Source organism: Bacillus swezeyi (genome assembly GCF_030908325.1).
GTDB lineage: Bacteria > Bacillota > Bacilli > Bacillales > Bacillaceae > Bacillus > Bacillus swezeyi.
On record NZ_CP133085.1, the window covers coordinates 2,855,733 to 2,871,429 of the forward strand.

The following is a 15,697-nucleotide window of genomic DNA, read 5'->3' on the forward strand; positions in this document are numbered from 1 at the left end:
GCCAGATCAATTCTGGCGGGTGAACGGCTTTCGCGTTATTTAAAACGTTTCGCTGATTTAACCGTGTTATGGGCCAGCATTGTGATCGTCATCGGACCGACGCCGCCCGGTACAGGTGTAATATGGGAGGCTTTTTCTTTTGCCTCGTCAAACGCCACATCTCCGGCGAGTTTTCCGTTGTCAAGACGGTTGACGCCGACATCAATGACAACTGCTCCCTCTTTGATTTGATCCGCTGTGATAAAATTGGCTTTCCCCACAGCCACAATGAGAATATCGGCTTTCTTCGTGTGCGCCGTAATATCGGCCGTTCTTGAATGGCAATATGTGACGGTTGCGTTTTCGTTCAAAAGCAGCTGACCTACCGGTTTCCCGACGATATTGCTTCTGCCGACGACAACAACCTCTTTCCCTGACAGATCGATGCCGGTTTTCTTTAACAGCTCGACGATGCCCGCAGGTGTGCAAGGCAGGAATGTATCTTCGCCAAGCAGCATCTTCCCTACGTTCAACGGATGAAAACCGTCGACATCCTTATCAGGAGATATCCTTTCAATCACCGCTTGTTCGGAAATATGCTCCGGAAGAGGCAGCTGGACAAGAATTCCGTGAAAGTCGTCATTATTGTTGTATTGGTCAATGACCTCAAGAAGCTCCTGTTCAGAGAAGCTTGCGTCAAAATGATCCAATTGAAAACGCATCCCCATAGCCTCTGCTGCCTTTTTCTTTCCGCGTACATATGAAAGGGACGCCGGATCGTCACCAATTAAAATAACGGCCAGTCCCGGGGTAACTCCCTGTTTTTTTAGCTCTTCAACTTCCTTGGCCAGCTGCCCGCGCTTTTCTTTTGCTGTTTCTTTTCCGTCGATGATGGTTGCTGTCATTTGCTCTCCTCCTAAATTATTCAAGATCGGATTTAATGTTAGAAAGAACACCGTTTACAAACTTCGCCGACTTGTCATCCCCAAATTGTTTTGCCAGTTCGATCGCTTCGTTCATAGAGACATTGACAGGTATGTCGTTTAAAAACACCATTTCATAAGCAGATAAACGCAGAATCGCACGGTCCACATTGGCGAGCCTGTCAAGCTTCCAATTGACGAGATGGCGCGTGATCATCTCATCGATTTTTTCTCTGTTCTCTAAGACCCCGTAAACAAGCTGTTCGAAAAAAGCGTCGCTTTCCTGGCCATCAAGGGCATGCTGCATCGCTTCTATTGGTTCAATATCACTGACATCAATCTGGAATAGTGACTGCAAAGCCTTTTCTCTTGCTGTTCTTCTTTTCATTCTTACTTTTTCTCCTTTAATCCTCTTTGCTGCTGCCGCTTAAGCCACAAAGAGATCATATCATATTTTTGGTCTTTTCGCATGGAAAAATCACGGTTTTATCGGTTATAACCGAATAATAAATAAAAAATACTTTATATCATTCGTTTTTAAATCTTATTGCCATTTCTTTTATTGTTGATCGACACCGCCGGAATGATGCTTATGAAAATGATTTTTTAGAAACACGGAACATGAAAAAACCAAAGGGCCGTCATTCCCCTTGGTTCTCCCATTCAACCGCGCTACATCTCTTGATCAATTTCCACTTCTTGTGTTTTTGAATCAAATTGAATTCCAACGATGTGAATATTAATTTCATTAATCGAAAGAGCCGTCATATTGAGGAGTGTCTGGCGGATATTATCCTGGACAGCATTTGCAACTTTCGGAATGGAAACGCCGAATAACATCACACAGTATACATCAATCGTAATTCCGCCGTCAGACAGATCAACTTTGACGCCTTTTCCGTGATTCTTTTTGCCAAAGCGTTCTACAACGCCTGTTGCAAAATTGCCGCGCATCTCGGCCACGCCTTCGACTTCGGAAGCTGCGATTCCGGCAATCACCTCAATGACTTCCGGAGCGATCTCCACTTTCCCTAAATGATTTTCTTCATGGCTCATTTCCAATAAGCTGTTGTCGTCTTTCAATTTGCTCACCTCCGTAAAAATTACGACCCCATTACATCATATATTTCTAAAAACTTCGTATTGAATTCTCCGCTTACAAATGTCTCGTGCTCAAGCAGTTTCAAATGGAAAGGTATCGTCGTATGAACACCTTCGATCACAAATTCGCTCAAAGCCCTCTTCATTCTAGAAACAGCTTCTTCCCTCGTCTGTCCGTAGGTGATGACTTTCGCAATCATGCTGTCATAATAAGGGGGAATCGAGTAGCCCGGATAAGCCGCTGAGTCCACTCTGACGCCAAGGCCGCCAGGAGGCAGGTACATCTCGATTTTCCCCGGGGAAGGCATGAAGTTTTTCTCAGGGTTTTCCGCATTTATCCGGCATTCGATCGCCCATCCGTTAAAGGTAACTTCCGCTTGTGTAAGGCTTAATTTTTCGCCTGATGCCACTTTGATCTGCTCTTTGATCAAATCAACGCCTGTCACCATCTCTGTCACCGGATGCTCAACCTGAATCCGCGTATTCATTTCCATGAAGTAAAATTTTTGCTCACGGTAGTCATAAATAAATTCGACTGTTCCCGCACCCGTATACTGAACGGCTTCCGCCGCTTTGACGGCCGCTTGGCCCATCTGTTCCCTGATCCCTTCATCCAGCGCAGGTGAAGGGGTCTCTTCCAGCAGTTTTTGCAGCCTTCTTTGGATCGAGCAGTCACGTTCACCCAAATGAATCGTGTTTCCCTGTGTGTCGGCAAGTACTTGAATCTCAACGTGTCTGAAATCTTCTATATACTTCTCAATATACACACCTGGATTTCCAAATGCTGTTGCTGCTTCCTGCTGGGTGATTTTGATTCCGTTGATCAGCTCTTCTTCTGTTCGGGCAACCCTGATACCTTTTCCGCCGCCGCCGGCAGTTGCCTTTATAATCACAGGATACCCGATATCGCGTGCTAATGAAACCGCATCTTCAATTTCTTCAATAATTCCTTTAGATCCAGGTACGATCGGAACGCCGGCCTGCTGCATCGTTTCTCTTGCGACATCTTTTGTCCCCATCTTGGAGATCGCTTCCGACGTCGGCCCTACGAATGTTACGTTTACTTCTTCGCAAAGCTCGGCAAAATCCGCGTTTTCCGCCAGGAAGCCGTAGCCCGGATGAATCGCATCCGCTCCGGTCATCTTAGCAACGCTGACGATGTTGGTGATGTTTAAGTAGCTGTCTTTTGAAAGCTTCGGTCCGATGCAGAATGCTTCATCCGCCATCTGAACATGAAGCGCCTCTCTGTCGGCCTCTGAGAAGACGGCTACCGTATCGATCCCCATTTCTTTACAAGCTCTGATAATTCTGACAGCAATTTCTCCCCGATTCGCAATTAATAGCTTTTTGATCATCTTATTGCTCCTTACTCTGCTTTTACTAAAAATAAAGGTTGTCCATATTCAACAAGCTGGCCGTTTTCAGCCAAGACTTCAACGATTTCGCCCTTTACTTCCGCTTCAATCTCATTGAATAGCTTCATCGCTTCGACAATGCAGACAACAGAAGATTCCGCAACCTTTGAACCTACGGTTACATAAGGATCAGCTTCAGGCGTAGAAGACGCATAAAACGTTCCAACCATCGGAGACGTGATTTTATGAAGGTTTCCGTTATTTTGCGCAGCTTCTTCTTTGACCGGCGCCTCTTGGACAGGTGCTTGCTTTGCCTGAACGGCAGCTTCTGCAACCGGCGCCTGAACAGGAACAGCCGGCGCTTGCTGAATGGTCTGTACAGCATTGCTCTGTTTTTTCAGCTCAACCTTCGATCCTTCGCTTTCATATGTAAATTCATTTATCGAAGATTCATCAATTAATTTTATCAATTCTCTAATTTCATCAATTTTTAACATGCTATCGCACCCCTAATGAGAAATTTATCAATGGTTATTATCAGTTAGTACTAAAAGTACATACTATATTTATCTTACAGGAGAGGAATGGCGAATTCAACTACTATCATAAGAGCGCCTCATTAGTCGGTACTTAAGACATAAAAAAACCCGCTTTCCGCAAGCGGGAAATGTTCTTATTCTGCTGGCTCAAACGTAACGGCCACATCATTCAGGTTCTTTACTTCTTTTGCGACGAGGTCAATGATATCGGTAGCAGCAGCTTTGGAATGCTCTTTCGCCTTTACCGTAATGTTGACTTTGTCGCCGTCCGCATTAACCAAAGCGTCTTTGTACCCTTTTGTTTTGATCAAGGTTTCAAGCGTTTTTTCCGTTCCTTGCGCCTCGCTGAGCTCAGTCATTTTATCGTAGGCTTCGCTTTTTTCCTTTGCTGTCGCTTTGTCGCTTCTGACAATTTCGGTTAATTCCTCTCTTTCCCTGCTGCGCTGATCATCCATTTCCATGCGGTAGGTCGTAAATAAGTCTTCGCCCGAAGATTCTTCTGTTACAACCGCTCCATTCTCACCGCTTTGTTCGCTGGCTGACGTTTCTTTATCCTTTGTTTCTTTCCCCTCGGTTTTGCCTTTTTCGGACTCTGCACCTTTATCTTTTGCCGGCTCCTCTTTCATCGGTTTTTCTTCCATTGGTTTTTCCTTTTCTGCGGCGACTTGTCCTTCATCATCGACCGAGACGACATTCTCTCCTTCAGGCGACATGATGTAATAAACACTCAGCACAACGACAAGACTTAACATGGTTAAAAGCCAGACCGTTTGTTTTTTCAGCATCACTTTATGAATCCTCCTTCATTTTTTTAGGGGCAACAGCGACACGATGGCTCGGAACATCAAGAACCCTTGTCACTGCTTCAATAATGGTCTTTTTTATTTGAACGTTGTCGACTCCCTGAGCGGCAACGAGAACACCTCTGATATCGGGCTTTTTCGTCTGAACAACAACCGGTGTCTCTTCCTGGCCGTTTTTGATGATGACGATCTCTTCATCGGAAGAGATTTCAGACACGGTTCGTTTTCCTCCTTGTTTGTCTGTCTCACTTGTCGATGTCTCCTGCGTTTTCTTATTTTTCTCAAACACTTTCAATGATGTCGCATCAACATTGACGATGATCGACACATCTTCTACGCCGATAATCGTTTCCAAAATCTCTTTAAGCTGATTCTCGTATTCTTGTTCATAATCTTTGATAGAGTCCTTTGGTTTGTCATCACCAGCCGGTTTAAACACTTCCTTTTCCTGGCCCTGTCCGTTGTTTTCAGGCTGAGATTTCGATGATGATACTGGCTGATCCGCTTTATCTTGGGAAGGTTCGGAAGAAAAGATCTGGCTTACCAGCATGCAGGAAACACCGAGAACAAACAATAGCAGGAAATAGTGATATTTCGTAAGCTTTTTTCCTTCTTTCTCTTCTTTCGGGAGCAGATGCCCGATCAGCTTCTCGATCCAGTTTCTTTTATTCATCGCCGATTTGTTCTCCCCCTTCTATATGAACTGTAATCTTCTCGGGGTTCATTTCCCATATGCCTGCAAGCTGCTCTTGAATGTTCGCGGCCTCTTTCTTTTGTTCGCCGCGCTTGGACTCGTAGCTTTCCCCCGGGTTGATGTCAACTGGAGCGACGGCTTGGACCGTTTTTTCGGAAGCGGAGTTCATGAAGACTGAGACTTTCATATGTTCAGCGATGTCTTTCTCAGATTTCAAGTGTCCGTCTGAAGAGATTTTCACTTGTTCTATCATATATTTGTCATGATTGAACATCTCCTCTGCACGCTTTTTTAATTGGGCAGCCATCTGTTCTAAAATATATGCTTGTTGTGAGGCTTGTATTTCTTTTTTTTCTGAATTCAGCTGATTTTTTATTTCTCCTGATTGAACTTGTCCGTTTTTCGTCAGCTGTTCAAAGATGACGTCAGGATCTGTACGGAATAACGTGAAGATCGGATTCAGTATGACAACGATCAGCAGCAGGCTGATGACCATCTTCGCGTATTTTTGCATGCTGGAGTTCGGCAGAAGCATATCGATGACGATGGCAAGCAGAATAAATAAAATAATATTTGTGAGCCATTCCGTCAAAAATCCCACATCAGACCCTCCCCTACTTCATCATCATGGTCAGATTCCCGGCTGTAATAATGACGGTTAAGCTTAAGAAAAACATGAGAGACACAATAGCCATCGCCGCAAAAATGTAGATGACGCTTTTGCTGATGACATCAAGGCAGCTGATGACCGGGCCTCCCCCAAGCGGCTGCAAAACAGCAGCAGCTATTTTGTATATCAGCGCAAGCGAGAGGATTTTGATAGCAGGAAAAGCAGCGATGCAAATCAAGATCGCAACCCCGAGAATCCCGACGGTGTTTTTGAGCAGAAGAGAAGCGCTGATCACGGTATCTGTCGCTTCCGTAAACATGCGGCCCAATACGGGAATGAAGTTGCCGGTGATGAATTTCGCCGTCCTCAACGTGATCCCGTCCGTGACAGCAGCTGATGCGCCCTGAACCGATATGACCCCGAGAAATACGGTTAAAAAAGCGGCCAGCGTCCCGATTGCCACATTCCTTAAAAGCTGGGCGAGCTGTGTGACTTTGTATTGCTCTGTCATGGTACTGACAATGCTCAAAATCGCTGATAAAAACAAAAGCGGCAGGACGACAAATTGGATAAACAAACCGCTTGAGTTCATTAAAAAGAGAATCACAGGATGAAAAAAAGCGGCTGAAGCAGCCCCTCCCGAGGACGCCATAAGCGCGAGAAGCAGGGGAATGAGCGATAAGATGAAGCTTGTCATGGATTGGATCGCTTCATTCGCATATGTGACAGCGATCCGAAAGCTGTTCAGCGCAAGAATGATCAGAACCATGTAAACGATCGCATAGGCGACTTTGCTGACGGTGCTTTGCTGGAACGCATTTTGCAAAAGCTGAAGCAACACGCAGAAAATGGTTAAGAGGATCAAGGTTCCGAGCAGCTTGCCTCCTGCCAGCACTTCATGGAACATGTAGGAAAAAAGCGCCTTGACCCACTCTTCAGGCGAAAAATGCTTTTCTCCCTTGATAAATTCCAGTAAACTTCCTTTTTGACTTTCAGGAAGATGTCCGCCATAGTCTGTCATAATCTTGTTCCAAAACTCTCCGACCCGGTCGAGTTCCAGTGTTTCAGCCTGCTTTTCCGCCATCGCTTCGGCTGATTTCTCAGCTGCTCCCGCTTCAGCCTGCGGCTCTTCCCCGTCTTTTTGCACAGCTTGTACATCACGCGCTCCGAAACAGATGATTCCGATGACAAACAGCCAGAACAGAAAACGCTTCATACTCAGGAAATCCTCCTTTCTGACTATGACATGGAAGGGATCAGCCCGATGATGGTTTCGATAATAACGGTTAAAATGGGAACGGCCATGACTAAAATGAGGATTTTTCCCGCCAGTTCAATTTTCGAGGCAATCGCCCCCTGCCCGGCATCTTTTGTCAGCTGCGCGCCAAACTCCGCGATATAAGCAATTCCGATGATTTTTAAAATCGTTTCGACATACATCATATTGATATTTGCATTGGCGGCTATTTTTTCAATCATACGGATGATTTCGTAGACCTGGTCCACTAGAAATAAAAAGATCGTGCAGCCTGCAAAAACGACAATCAGAAAAGCAAATGTCGGTTTCTGCTCTTTAACAATCAAGCTGAGGAAGGTTGCAATCATTCCTAATCCTACGATTTGAACGATTTCAATGAGTGAGCCCCCCTATCCTTGAAATAGAAAGACAGCTTTTATCTTTTGGAACAGATCATCGACGACAGTAGCCACCATGAATAAAATATAAATAAATCCTAAAAGCGTGACCCATTGGGCATATTCTTTCTTCCCCATTTGATCCAGTATGGTGTGGAGAAATGCGACGACGATTCCGACGCCGGCTATCTGAAAAATAATATTTACGTCTACTCCCATTTCATGTATGCTCCCCTCTTCATTACATCAATAGAAGAATCAGCAGAAGTCCCGATAAAAACCCAAGACTTTTGACCATTTTTTCATTTTTTGCCTGGGCGAGATTTGCTTCAGTTTCTTCCGTTTCTAAATGGGTTAACGCCAGTTTGATATGCTTTTGCTGAGAAATCAGATCATGACGGCCAAGGGTTTCTCCAAATTGCCTTAAAATATCAAATTCTTTTTTCTTAAGAGACGTTTCAGGCCATACGGTCTGCAAACTCTCCTCCCAGGCTGCTCCGGCTGAAGCGCTGCCTTCTTCCAGTTTTTCTGAAAATGTTTCAAACAAGGAGGAAACGGGTTTCGACAGCTGTTCTGCGATATGTTTTGAAGCCATGCGGAGCGGTGTGTGTCCGTACATGATTTCAGCTTCCAATGACTGTAACGCGGCAAGAAGCTGACGGATTTGCTTCGGCCTTTCACTGAAAGGTTTGGCCATTTCAAATCCCGTCCATGTGGCAGCGGCCAAAATCAGCACGGCCCCCAAAAGCTTCAGCATGATAAAACCCTCTGATTCGTTTTGAGCGGCTCTCCGTCTCCGTTGTAGATGCGGCTTAAGCTGCCGGGTCCGTTCTTTCTGGAAAGCTCTACGATCCGCTGAAAAACACCGTATTCCCTGAGCAGTTTCAGCGAAGGCCGCTTTGCGATATCTGAATATGTGAATCCGTGGGCGGAGACGATGACCGAAACACCCGCATGCACCGCTTCTAAAAGCGCTTCGGCGTCTTCCATTCTGCCAATCTCATCTGCAATCACCACCTCCGGACTCATCGACCGGATCATCATCATCAGACCTTCCGCCTTTGGGCAGGCGTCAAGAATATCTACGCGGTCACCAAACCGATATTGGGGGATGCCGTTTACACACCCGCCAATCTCAGATCTTTCATCAATGATCGCGACTTTTTTGGCGGGGATGCTGCCGCTTCCCGTACTGATCAGTCTTGCAAGATCTCTGAGCAAGGTTGTTTTACCAGTTTGAGGCGGGCCGATGATCAGCGTATTCAGCCAGACGCTTTGAAATAAATGCGGCACATACGGCTTTGATATGCCGATTTTTTCTTTTGCAATGCGAATATTGAATGATGAAATTTCCCTGATTCCTTTTACAGCTCCATTTTCTACGACAACCCGCCCGGCAAGACCTACGCGGTGTCCGCCTCTGATGGTGACATATCCTTTTTTCAATTCCTCTTCAAGCGTATACATACTGTAATTGCCCAGCCTGTTCAAGAGCAGCGCTGCATCTTCAGATGTTGCCGCATAATTCAAAAAAAGCGGACTGCCTTTCTTGACCAGTTCGAGCGGACGACTTGTCCTAATCCGAATTTCTTCTATCTGATCAACTTCATGTTCTTTAATTCCGCTAAGCGCACGTTTAATCGTATCAGGGAGAATCTCTGTGATGTGATGCAAAAACACTCCCTCCTCTTTTTAGCTTGTCTTCTATAAAAATGTATGATCAAAGGAAGACTTTATGACAAGTCGGACTCTCTCAGCCTGCTTTCTTTATTTGTAGATGCCCGCAATAATGAAAACAACTCCCATAAAAATCAATATCAGCTTTGCATATGAAAGCTGCCCTGCAATTTGATATATTCCGATTGTCATCGTAATAATAAAGATCAGCGGTCCGACCATTGCAAGAACGCTGTTCACCGCCACGGCTTTACGGACATCGTTCGTCAAGAGCATCACAACAGCCGCCGTCAGCTCGATCAGGGAAGACACCACTCTTAAAGCCGCCATTGACAATACCGTCGGATTGACTTGTCCAAAGAAAAACTTCATCATCTTAAACCTCCAGTAACACTTCGGGCTTTTTTTACAATCTATGCTCTCTCTTTAAAAAGTAGTCTTCTGATTTTTCTATTGGGAGCTCTTATGCAAGATTCAGGCAGCAGAAAAAGAGCCGGCTTTATAAAAGCCGGCTCTTGTCTCTCTAATATGATTTATGCTCTTGATACGTAAGATCCGTCAGAAGTATTGACAACGAGCTTATCCCCTTCGTTAACGAAGAAAGGCACGTTGACAACCAGACCTGTTTCAGTTTTTGCTGGTTTTGTTCCGCCAGACGCTGTGTCGCCTTTAATGCCAGGTTCTGTTTCCACAACCTTCAGCTCGACTGTATTCGGAAGTTCGATTCCGAGTGTCTCCGTCTGATACATCACGATGTGAACGGACATGTTTTCAAGCAAGAATTTGAGCTCGTGTTCGATTTGCGACGCATTCAGCTCAAGCTGTTCGTAGCTGGTTGTATCCATAAAAACGTGCTGATCGCCGTTTGCATACAAATACTGCATCGTTTTTGTTTCAATTTGGGCGCGCGCCACTTTTTCCCCTGCACGGAATGTTTTTTCCTGAATCGCGCCTGTGCGGAGATTTCTCAGTTTTGAACGGACAAAGGCAGCACCTTTTCCAGGCTTGACGTGCTGGAAGTCAACAACGCGCCAGATGCCTCCGTCTACTTCAATTGTTAAACCTGTGCGAAAATCGTTTACTGAAATCATGATTATCCTCCTATTGCTCCAATCAACGGATTATAAAATAATTAAATCTTTTGCGGAATGGGTAAGGGACTCGTTCCCTCCGTCAGTGAGCACGATATCATCCTCTATTCTGACTCCACCTGTGCCAGGTATGTAGATTCCCGGTTCAACCGTTACGACCATGCCTTTTTCAAGAGGCTGATCTGAACGTGCTGAAAGCGCCGGACTTTCATGTACTTCCATGCCGAGGCCGTGGCCTGTTGAATGGCCGAAATAATCGCCGTAGCCCTTTGAAGAAATATAGTCCCTTGTATAAGCGTCAGCCTGTTTTCCGGTGATTCCCGGCTTGATATTCCGCATGCCGATAGCCTGCGCTTCAAATACGGTTTGATAAATGCTTTTCAGTTCGTCGCTCGGCTCGCCTACCGCGATCGTACGCGTAATGTCCGAGCAGTATCCTTTATAGTAGGCCCCAAAATCCAACGTCACAAGGTCGCCCTTCTCGACGGCTTTATCGCTTGCCACGCCGTGAGGCAGACTTGAGCGCAATCCTGAAGCAACGATCATATCGAATGAAGAATGATCCGCCCCCTGGCTTCGCATGTAAAATTCAAGCTCATTGGCGATTGCAATTTCTGCGATGCCGGGCTTGATAAACGTCAGAATATGGCTGAATGCATCATCTGCAATCTTTGCAGCTTCCTTTAATATCTTAATCTCTTCACTTGACTTAATCAAGCGCAACTTTTCCACCGATTGAGAAACCGGAACAAGCTCGGCCGCACCAAGCCTGTCTTTGTAGGAAGCATATGTCCCGTATGTCATCTTATCCTGCTCAAATCCGATTTTATTTAGTCCCATTTCTTTGATCACATCAGCGGTTTTTTGCACGATTCCGCCGGAATGCTGAACGATTTCAAAGCCGCTGGCTTGTTTTTTCGCCTGCTCCATATAACGGAAATCCGTAATAAAGACCGCTTTGTCTTCAGAAATGACCGCAAGACCTGAAGAGCCGGTGAACCCTGTTATGTACCGCAAATTGATGCTGCTCGTAACCAAAAGCCCTTCGATTCCAAGACCGCTGAAAAGCTCTCTCAATTTATTAAGTTTCATTGTCTTAAGTCCCCCTATTTGTTATTGTTCAAAAAATAACAGACGGCAAGCTTGTAGCCTTCAAAACCAAGTCCGGCGATCTGGCCTCTCGCGACAGGAGCAATGACTGACTGATGGCGAAACGCTTCTCTTGCCTGAGGATTTGAAAGATGAACTTCGACCACCGGTATGCTGATGGCAGCCACTGCATCGCGGATGGCATAGCTGTAATGCGAAAAAGCACCCGGGTTTAAAACAACGCCATCGTATTGCTCCTCTGCTTCATGAAGCGCATCAATGATATCTCCTTCATGATTCGATTGAAAAAAAGTCAGCTCAGCTTGAACGCCTTCAGCAAATTGAAAAAGCTTTTTTTCCAAATCGGTTAATGTGTCTTTCCCGTAAACTTCAGGTTCGCGCTTTCCCAATCGGTTTAAATTCGGACCGTTCAATATTAAAATATGCGGCAACTCTTTTCCTCCTTTTTTAATTCAAGAACTTCACGCCAAAAAAAATGTCCACTTACAGTGAACATTTTATCATATTGCTTTACTTATCAACACTATTCTCTTGATTCTCCAAGCGCCCGCGAAAGCTTTTCAGAATTCAATTCATTGTATTCAAATGAAATCGAATAGCCGACAAACAAACCGTACAGCAAGTAGATGCAAAGTGTCGTCACCACCGTTTCCCTCTTTAATTCAGGCACAGTCTGAACATCTGGAAACATCGGATTAAACAGATAGAACACAATGACCCACAAAACAGCTCCGAATACCACACCGCCCCATATGCCTTTTACTTGTTTCAGGCAGCCGAAGTAAATCAATGCCGCCCCGATGGAAATAACCCCGATCAAAAGAATGCTGATTACCGTTCCAAGAAATCCGTTTTTCCACTCACCGAGTACAAAAGGCTGGAGAATCATGTTCGGATTGACTTCTGAAAACTTAAAAAGATAGGCGAGCTCAGCTAAAGCGCTCCAGAGAACGCCGCCGACAAAACCCGTCGTGATCACCCGTCCTGTGAAGGACATAGGGGTTTCCCGCTTATTTTGCTCCAATTTTTCCGGCTGTTTCTGATTGTCTTCATTGCTCATACTGCTCTCGTTCACCTCCATCTCCAGTATGTCCAAAAACAGCGGCGCCAACATCATTTTGCCAAGTTTTTTAAACCGGCGTGTAAAAATAACGAAAAAGGGTATACTTTAATTAGATTTGACATTCGCAGGAGTTCGAAATTCTTAAATTTTTAGGCTCGTCAATCTAGAGGTTTCAGCATTTTTCCTGTACAATAGGTGTAAGGAAATGGTTAATTTAATCATAGATTGATACAGATAGGTTGATGCATATGTCAAATCAAAGTAAACGGCCCGCTTACGGAGGGCAGGCTGTCGTCGAAGGGGTTATGTTTGGCGGCAGACGCCATTATGTAACCGCGATCCGCAGGAAAGACCGGAGCATTGAATTTTTCAGGCTGCGCCGCAAAACAAACCCGACACTTGAAAAATTGAAGAAAATCCCTTTTCTCAGAGGGATCATCGCAATTGTTGAGGCCAGCGCAAACGGCACCCAGCATTTGAACTTTTCAAGTGAACGATATGACCGCGACCCTTCTTTAGATGATCAATTGCAAGAAGAGAAGCAGTCAAAACTAACGATGATCTTCGGCCTTGCCGCAGTCGGTGTGCTTTCATTCCTTTTCAGCAAATTTATCTTTACACTTGTTCCCGTTTTTCTAGCGGAGCTCACCCGGCCGGTCTTCCAGTCTGACGTCGCACAGATTATGATCGAGAGCTTTTTTAAGCTGATCCTTCTCTTAGGCTATATTTACGCGATATCGTGCACTCCTTTTATTAAAAGGGTTTTTCAATATCACGGAGCCGAACACAAGGTCATAAACTGTTACGAACAAAATTTGCCGATTACGGTTGAAAATGTTCAGCGCCAGTCAAGGCTTCATTACAGATGCGGAAGCAGCTTCATTTTATTTACCGTGATCGTGGGCATGTTTGTTTACTTGCTTGTTCCTGCTGACCCTCTCTGGGTCCGTATTTTGAATAGAATCGCGCTGATACCGGTTGTTCTCGGCATTTCCTTTGAAGTGCTGCAGCTGACAAACAAAGTGAGAAACATACCAGTGCTTAAGGTCTTGGGCTATCCAGGCCTCTGGCTGCAGCTTTTGACGACAAAAGAGCCGTCTGACGACCAGGTGGAAGTGGCAATCGAAAGCTTTAACGAACTTCTTCATATGGAGACCAAAGCAGAGGACGAACAGAAGGAACCTTCTAATATCGTAATTTAAATTCTAACGAATTGGTTAATTTTTTGGGAGGTGGACAGTTATGAAGCAACGCGTACATCCTGTCTCAGCTTTAGTTATTGCGCTTGGAATTTTTGGGTTTGTCTATTTCGCTATCACAAGTCCGGGCCGGCTGCTGCAATACCTGCTTGTATTTGCCGCGGTCGGCGCGATCATTTACTTTGTGATCAAACGCATTTCCAATCGCGATATAGGGAGTGAAGGAGCCGCTTTTAAGAAAGCAGCCAAACAATCCAACAGGCGTTTTCAGGATCATAAAAAGCGCTCCTTAAAAGGCCGGGTCAATCATCTTAGAAGCGTGCCGTCTATCAATAAATCCAAGCCCGTTTCGGTTAAGAAAAAAAGCCAGACTCAGCTGACGGTGATTGAAGGCAAAAAAAGCAAAAAGAAAAACAGGGCTTTCTTTTAATACGTCCACTGTTTCAAAAATAATTCTGTTCGTTTTTTTCCTAGCTCAATCAGAGCTAGTTTTTTTTCTGCCGAAATCGCAAATTCTGTCGACAGCACTTCTTCAACCGGCAAAAAAATAATGTTTCGTTCATGTTTAGTTGCGATATGTCTGGCATCATGGGCTTCCTTCATCGTCTCAAAAAGCGCTCCGAACAGCTCAAACGCATTACCGATCGTTTTCTTCGGTCTTTCTTTTTCATTGGGCATTAATGTAACACCTAAAACCGGCCGTTTTTTTTCGGCGGTAAACAGCCAGATCGGAAAATTGCTCAGCACCCCGCCGTCAACCACTGTGCAGATGCCGGAGGAAGATTTCAGTTTAACCGGTTCAAAAAAGTAAGGGATGCTGCAGCTCATCCGCACCGCCCTGGCGACGGAAAAACGCTCGGGGTTCAAGCCGTATCTGTTTAAATCATCAGGCAGAACAAGCATTTTGCCATTCGTTAAATCTGAAGCGATCAGCTTCAGTTTTCCTTTGTCAAAATCGCCGAACACCGAAATGCCCTTTGCTTTTAATTTTTCGGAAATCCAGTTTTCTAATTTATCTCCCTTATAAAGGCCAAGCCGCCAATAAATTGAAGCCCATTGCAGCATTTTTAAAGGCAAAAATGAAAACCTCGGATCGAGGAGCTCACGTTCATTTAATTCTTCCATCATACGGCTGATCTCCGCGCTCGTATATCCGGCTGCGATAAGTGATGCAATGATCGAACCGGCGCTTGTTCCGGCCAGTCTCTTAAAACGGAAGCCGCGTTTTTCAAGCGTTTCATATGCCCCTACAAGTGCAATGCCTTTCATTCCGCCGCCTGAGAAAACCCCGTCTATGTACATGTCGTTCTCCCCCCTTAAAAGATGGCCCTAACACCATTTTAAGAAGGGAACGGTTAAAAAAGACCATGAGACAAGAAGCCGGCAAAATGAAAAAAGCCGCCGGTGATCCGGTCAGCTTTTTCTATTGATTGTCCTGTTCATTTCTTTTTTGAACGTTTCTCAAGTCGTCGATTCTTTTGCGGTCATCTTCAAAATATTGCACAAGATCTCCGACACGGTCAATGCTGTTCCAGCTTAAATGATGTTCAATTCCTTCGACATCATCATAAATTTTCTCTTCGTCAACACCAATGATTCGTAAAAACTGCTCCAATAATTCATGTCTGTATACTAAACGTTTGCCTATTTTTTTCCCTTTAGGCGTCAGCACGAGGCCGCGATACTTTTCATAAATCAAATATTCGTCTTTATCGAGTTTTTGAACCATTTTTGTAACCGAGGAGGGATGGACGGCTAAAGCTTCTGCAATATCTGAGACTCTGGCATATCCTTTTTCTTCTATCAGCATATAAATTTGTTCTATGTAATCTTCCATACTCGGTGTTGTCATCAAATCCCTCCAAATCACACCTATTCAAATCATAACAAGTTTACACTATGTGCATGTAAAAAACAA

The 15,697-nt window shown here is 44.9% G+C and carries 22 protein-coding genes; 2 read left to right on the forward strand and 20 right to left on the reverse strand.

Annotated features, from left to right (window positions below; all coding sequences use genetic code 11):
• Window positions 1-35 precede the first annotated feature (35 nt).
• From folD to RBH91_RS14090, 18 genes are all read right to left on the reverse strand, one after another.
• Window positions 36-884, reverse strand: a complete 849-nt coding sequence (gene folD / locus RBH91_RS14005; RefSeq protein ID WP_307891976.1) for a bifunctional methylenetetrahydrofolate dehydrogenase/methenyltetrahydrofolate cyclohydrolase FolD — start codon at window positions 882-884, stop codon at window positions 36-38.
• A 16-nt stretch (window positions 885-900) separates the two neighbouring features.
• Window positions 901-1,290, reverse strand: a complete 390-nt coding sequence (gene nusB, locus RBH91_RS14010) for a transcription antitermination factor NusB (RefSeq protein ID WP_076761817.1) — start codon at window positions 1,288-1,290, stop codon at window positions 901-903.
• A gap of 284 nt (window positions 1,291-1,574) precedes the next feature.
• Window positions 1,575-1,958, reverse strand: coding sequence for an Asp23/Gls24 family envelope stress response protein (locus tag RBH91_RS14015; RefSeq protein ID WP_076761957.1), 384 nt, complete (start codon window positions 1,956-1,958; stop codon window positions 1,575-1,577).
• 47 nt (window positions 1,959-2,005) lie between these two features.
• Window positions 2,006-3,358: an acetyl-CoA carboxylase biotin carboxylase subunit gene (gene accC, locus RBH91_RS14020; protein WP_307891977.1), complete on the reverse strand. Its 1,353-nt coding sequence runs from the start codon at window positions 3,356-3,358 to the stop codon at window positions 2,006-2,008.
• 11 nt (window positions 3,359-3,369) lie between these two features.
• Window positions 3,370-3,855, reverse strand: coding sequence for an acetyl-CoA carboxylase biotin carboxyl carrier protein (gene accB / locus RBH91_RS14025; protein WP_307891978.1), 486 nt, complete (start codon window positions 3,853-3,855; stop codon window positions 3,370-3,372).
• 176 nt (window positions 3,856-4,031) lie between these two features.
• Window positions 4,032-4,682 carry a SpoIIIAH-like family protein gene (locus RBH91_RS14030; RefSeq protein WP_307894754.1) on the reverse strand — a complete coding sequence of 217 codons (651 nt, stop codon included), beginning with the start codon at window positions 4,680-4,682 and terminating at the stop codon, window positions 4,032-4,034.
• A gap of 4 nt (window positions 4,683-4,686) precedes the next feature.
• Window positions 4,687-5,373: a stage III sporulation protein AG gene (spoIIIAG, locus tag RBH91_RS14035; protein ID WP_076761820.1), complete on the reverse strand. Its 687-nt coding sequence runs from the start codon at window positions 5,371-5,373 to the stop codon at window positions 4,687-4,689.
• Window positions 5,366-5,995 (reverse strand): stage III sporulation protein AF, encoded by a 630-nt coding sequence (spoIIIAF, locus tag RBH91_RS14040; RefSeq protein WP_148957350.1) that lies wholly within the window; start codon window positions 5,993-5,995, stop codon window positions 5,366-5,368. Before spoIIIAF ends, spoIIIAG begins: the two co-directional genes overlap by 8 nt.
• Before the next feature lie 13 nt (window positions 5,996-6,008).
• Window positions 6,009-7,220, reverse strand: a complete 1,212-nt coding sequence (gene spoIIIAE / locus RBH91_RS14045; protein WP_307891979.1) for a stage III sporulation protein AE — start codon at window positions 7,218-7,220, stop codon at window positions 6,009-6,011.
• 23 nt (window positions 7,221-7,243) lie between these two features.
• Window positions 7,244-7,639, reverse strand: coding sequence for a stage III sporulation protein AD (gene spoIIIAD, locus RBH91_RS14050; RefSeq protein WP_254926369.1), 396 nt, complete (start codon window positions 7,637-7,639; stop codon window positions 7,244-7,246).
• A gap of 12 nt (window positions 7,640-7,651) precedes the next feature.
• Complete coding sequence (gene spoIIIAC / locus RBH91_RS14055) at window positions 7,652-7,858, reverse strand: stage III sporulation protein AC (protein WP_003183409.1); 207 nt, start codon at window positions 7,856-7,858, stop codon at window positions 7,652-7,654.
• A gap of 22 nt (window positions 7,859-7,880) precedes the next feature.
• The gene (spoIIIAB, locus tag RBH91_RS14060; protein ID WP_076761823.1) at window positions 7,881-8,396 is read right to left on the reverse strand and encodes a stage III sporulation protein SpoIIIAB; all 516 of its coding nucleotides are present in this window, start codon (window positions 8,394-8,396) and stop codon (window positions 7,881-7,883) included.
• Complete coding sequence (gene spoIIIAA, locus RBH91_RS14065) at window positions 8,390-9,313, reverse strand: stage III sporulation protein AA (protein WP_307891980.1); 924 nt, start codon at window positions 9,311-9,313, stop codon at window positions 8,390-8,392. Before spoIIIAA ends, spoIIIAB begins: the two co-directional genes overlap by 7 nt.
• Before the next feature lie 93 nt (window positions 9,314-9,406).
• A complete protein-coding gene (locus tag RBH91_RS14070) occupies window positions 9,407-9,688 on the reverse strand; it encodes a YqhV family protein (protein WP_307894755.1) in 282 nt (93 codons plus the stop codon).
• A 161-nt stretch (window positions 9,689-9,849) separates the two neighbouring features.
• Window positions 9,850-10,407, reverse strand: a complete 558-nt coding sequence (efp, locus tag RBH91_RS14075) for an elongation factor P (protein WP_076761825.1) — start codon at window positions 10,405-10,407, stop codon at window positions 9,850-9,852.
• A gap of 30 nt (window positions 10,408-10,437) precedes the next feature.
• Window positions 10,438-11,499, reverse strand: coding sequence for a M24 family metallopeptidase (locus RBH91_RS14080; RefSeq protein ID WP_307891981.1), 1,062 nt, complete (start codon window positions 11,497-11,499; stop codon window positions 10,438-10,440).
• 14 nt (window positions 11,500-11,513) lie between these two features.
• Window positions 11,514-11,948: a type II 3-dehydroquinate dehydratase gene (aroQ, locus tag RBH91_RS14085; RefSeq protein WP_076761827.1), complete on the reverse strand. Its 435-nt coding sequence runs from the start codon at window positions 11,946-11,948 to the stop codon at window positions 11,514-11,516.
• Between the two features lie 92 nt (window positions 11,949-12,040).
• Window positions 12,041-12,577 (reverse strand): YqhR family membrane protein, encoded by a 537-nt coding sequence (locus RBH91_RS14090; RefSeq protein WP_076761828.1) that lies wholly within the window; start codon window positions 12,575-12,577, stop codon window positions 12,041-12,043.
• Between the two features lie 251 nt (window positions 12,578-12,828).
• On the opposite strand from RBH91_RS14090, the gene RBH91_RS14095 reads away from it, so the two are divergent.
• Both RBH91_RS14095 and RBH91_RS14100 read left to right on the forward strand, forming a co-directional pair.
• The gene (locus RBH91_RS14095; protein ID WP_307891982.1) at window positions 12,829-13,782 is read left to right on the forward strand and encodes a DUF1385 domain-containing protein; all 954 of its coding nucleotides are present in this window, start codon (window positions 12,829-12,831) and stop codon (window positions 13,780-13,782) included.
• Between the two features lie 40 nt (window positions 13,783-13,822).
• Window positions 13,823-14,209, forward strand: a complete 387-nt coding sequence (locus tag RBH91_RS14100; RefSeq protein WP_307891983.1) for an SA1362 family protein — start codon at window positions 13,823-13,825, stop codon at window positions 14,207-14,209.
• Here the strand turns inward: RBH91_RS14100 and RBH91_RS14105 are convergent.
• Window positions 14,206-15,081, reverse strand: a complete 876-nt coding sequence (locus RBH91_RS14105; protein WP_307891984.1) for a patatin-like phospholipase family protein — start codon at window positions 15,079-15,081, stop codon at window positions 14,206-14,208. The two genes, RBH91_RS14100 and RBH91_RS14105, sit on opposite strands and share 4 nt — an antisense overlap.
• A 121-nt stretch (window positions 15,082-15,202) precedes the next feature.
• Entirely contained in the window at window positions 15,203-15,631 is a 429-nt protein-coding gene (gene mntR, locus RBH91_RS14110; RefSeq protein ID WP_076761832.1) for a transcriptional regulator MntR, read from the reverse strand.
• Window positions 15,632-15,697 lie beyond the last annotated feature (66 nt).

Bases quoted from the DNA above. Each gene is read 5' to 3' on its own strand.
- RBH91_RS14030 (WP_307894754.1), bottom strand. From the start codon at position 4,682: ATGCTGAAAAAACAAACGGTCTGGCTTTTAACCATGTTAAGTCTTGTC.
- spoIIIAG (WP_076761820.1), bottom strand. From the start codon at position 5,373: ATGAATAAAAGAAACTGGATCGAGAAGCTGATCGGGCATCTGCTCCCG.
- efp (WP_076761825.1), bottom strand. From the start codon at position 10,407: ATGATTTCAGTAAACGATTTTCGCACAGGTTTAACAATTGAAGTAGAC.
- RBH91_RS14015 (WP_076761957.1), bottom strand. From the start codon at position 1,958: ATGAGCCATGAAGAAAATCATTTAGGGAAAGTGGAGATCGCTCCGGAA.
- RBH91_RS14095 (WP_307891982.1), top strand. From the start codon at position 12,829: ATGTCAAATCAAAGTAAACGGCCCGCTTACGGAGGGCAGGCTGTCGTC.
- folD (WP_307891976.1), bottom strand. From the start codon at position 884: ATGACAGCAACCATCATCGACGGAAAAGAAACAGCAAAAGAAAAGCGC.
- accB (WP_307891978.1), bottom strand. From the start codon at position 3,855: ATGTTAAAAATTGATGAAATTAGAGAATTGATAAAATTAATTGATGAA.
- spoIIIAB (WP_076761823.1), bottom strand. From the start codon at position 8,396: ATGCTGAAGCTTTTGGGGGCCGTGCTGATTTTGGCCGCTGCCACATGG.
- spoIIIAE (WP_307891979.1), bottom strand. From the start codon at position 7,220: ATGAAGCGTTTTCTGTTCTGGCTGTTTGTCATCGGAATCATCTGTTTC.
- RBH91_RS14105 (WP_307891984.1), bottom strand. From the start codon at position 15,081: ATGTACATAGACGGGGTTTTCTCAGGCGGCGGAATGAAAGGCATTGCA.
- RBH91_RS14090 (WP_076761828.1), bottom strand. From the start codon at position 12,577: ATGAGCAATGAAGACAATCAGAAACAGCCGGAAAAATTGGAGCAAAAT.
- accC (WP_307891977.1), bottom strand. From the start codon at position 3,358: ATGATCAAAAAGCTATTAATTGCGAATCGGGGAGAAATTGCTGTCAGA.
- RBH91_RS14070 (WP_307894755.1), bottom strand. From the start codon at position 9,688: ATGAAGTTTTTCTTTGGACAAGTCAATCCGACGGTATTGTCAATGGCG.
- mntR (WP_076761832.1), bottom strand. From the start codon at position 15,631: ATGACAACACCGAGTATGGAAGATTACATAGAACAAATTTATATGCTG.
- RBH91_RS14100 (WP_307891983.1), top strand. From the start codon at position 13,823: ATGAAGCAACGCGTACATCCTGTCTCAGCTTTAGTTATTGCGCTTGGA.
- nusB (WP_076761817.1), bottom strand. From the start codon at position 1,290: ATGAAAAGAAGAACAGCAAGAGAAAAGGCTTTGCAGTCACTATTCCAG.
- spoIIIAC (WP_003183409.1), bottom strand. From the start codon at position 7,858: ATGGGAGTAGACGTAAATATTATTTTTCAGATAGCCGGCGTCGGAATC.
- RBH91_RS14080 (WP_307891981.1), bottom strand. From the start codon at position 11,499: ATGAAACTTAATAAATTGAGAGAGCTTTTCAGCGGTCTTGGAATCGAA.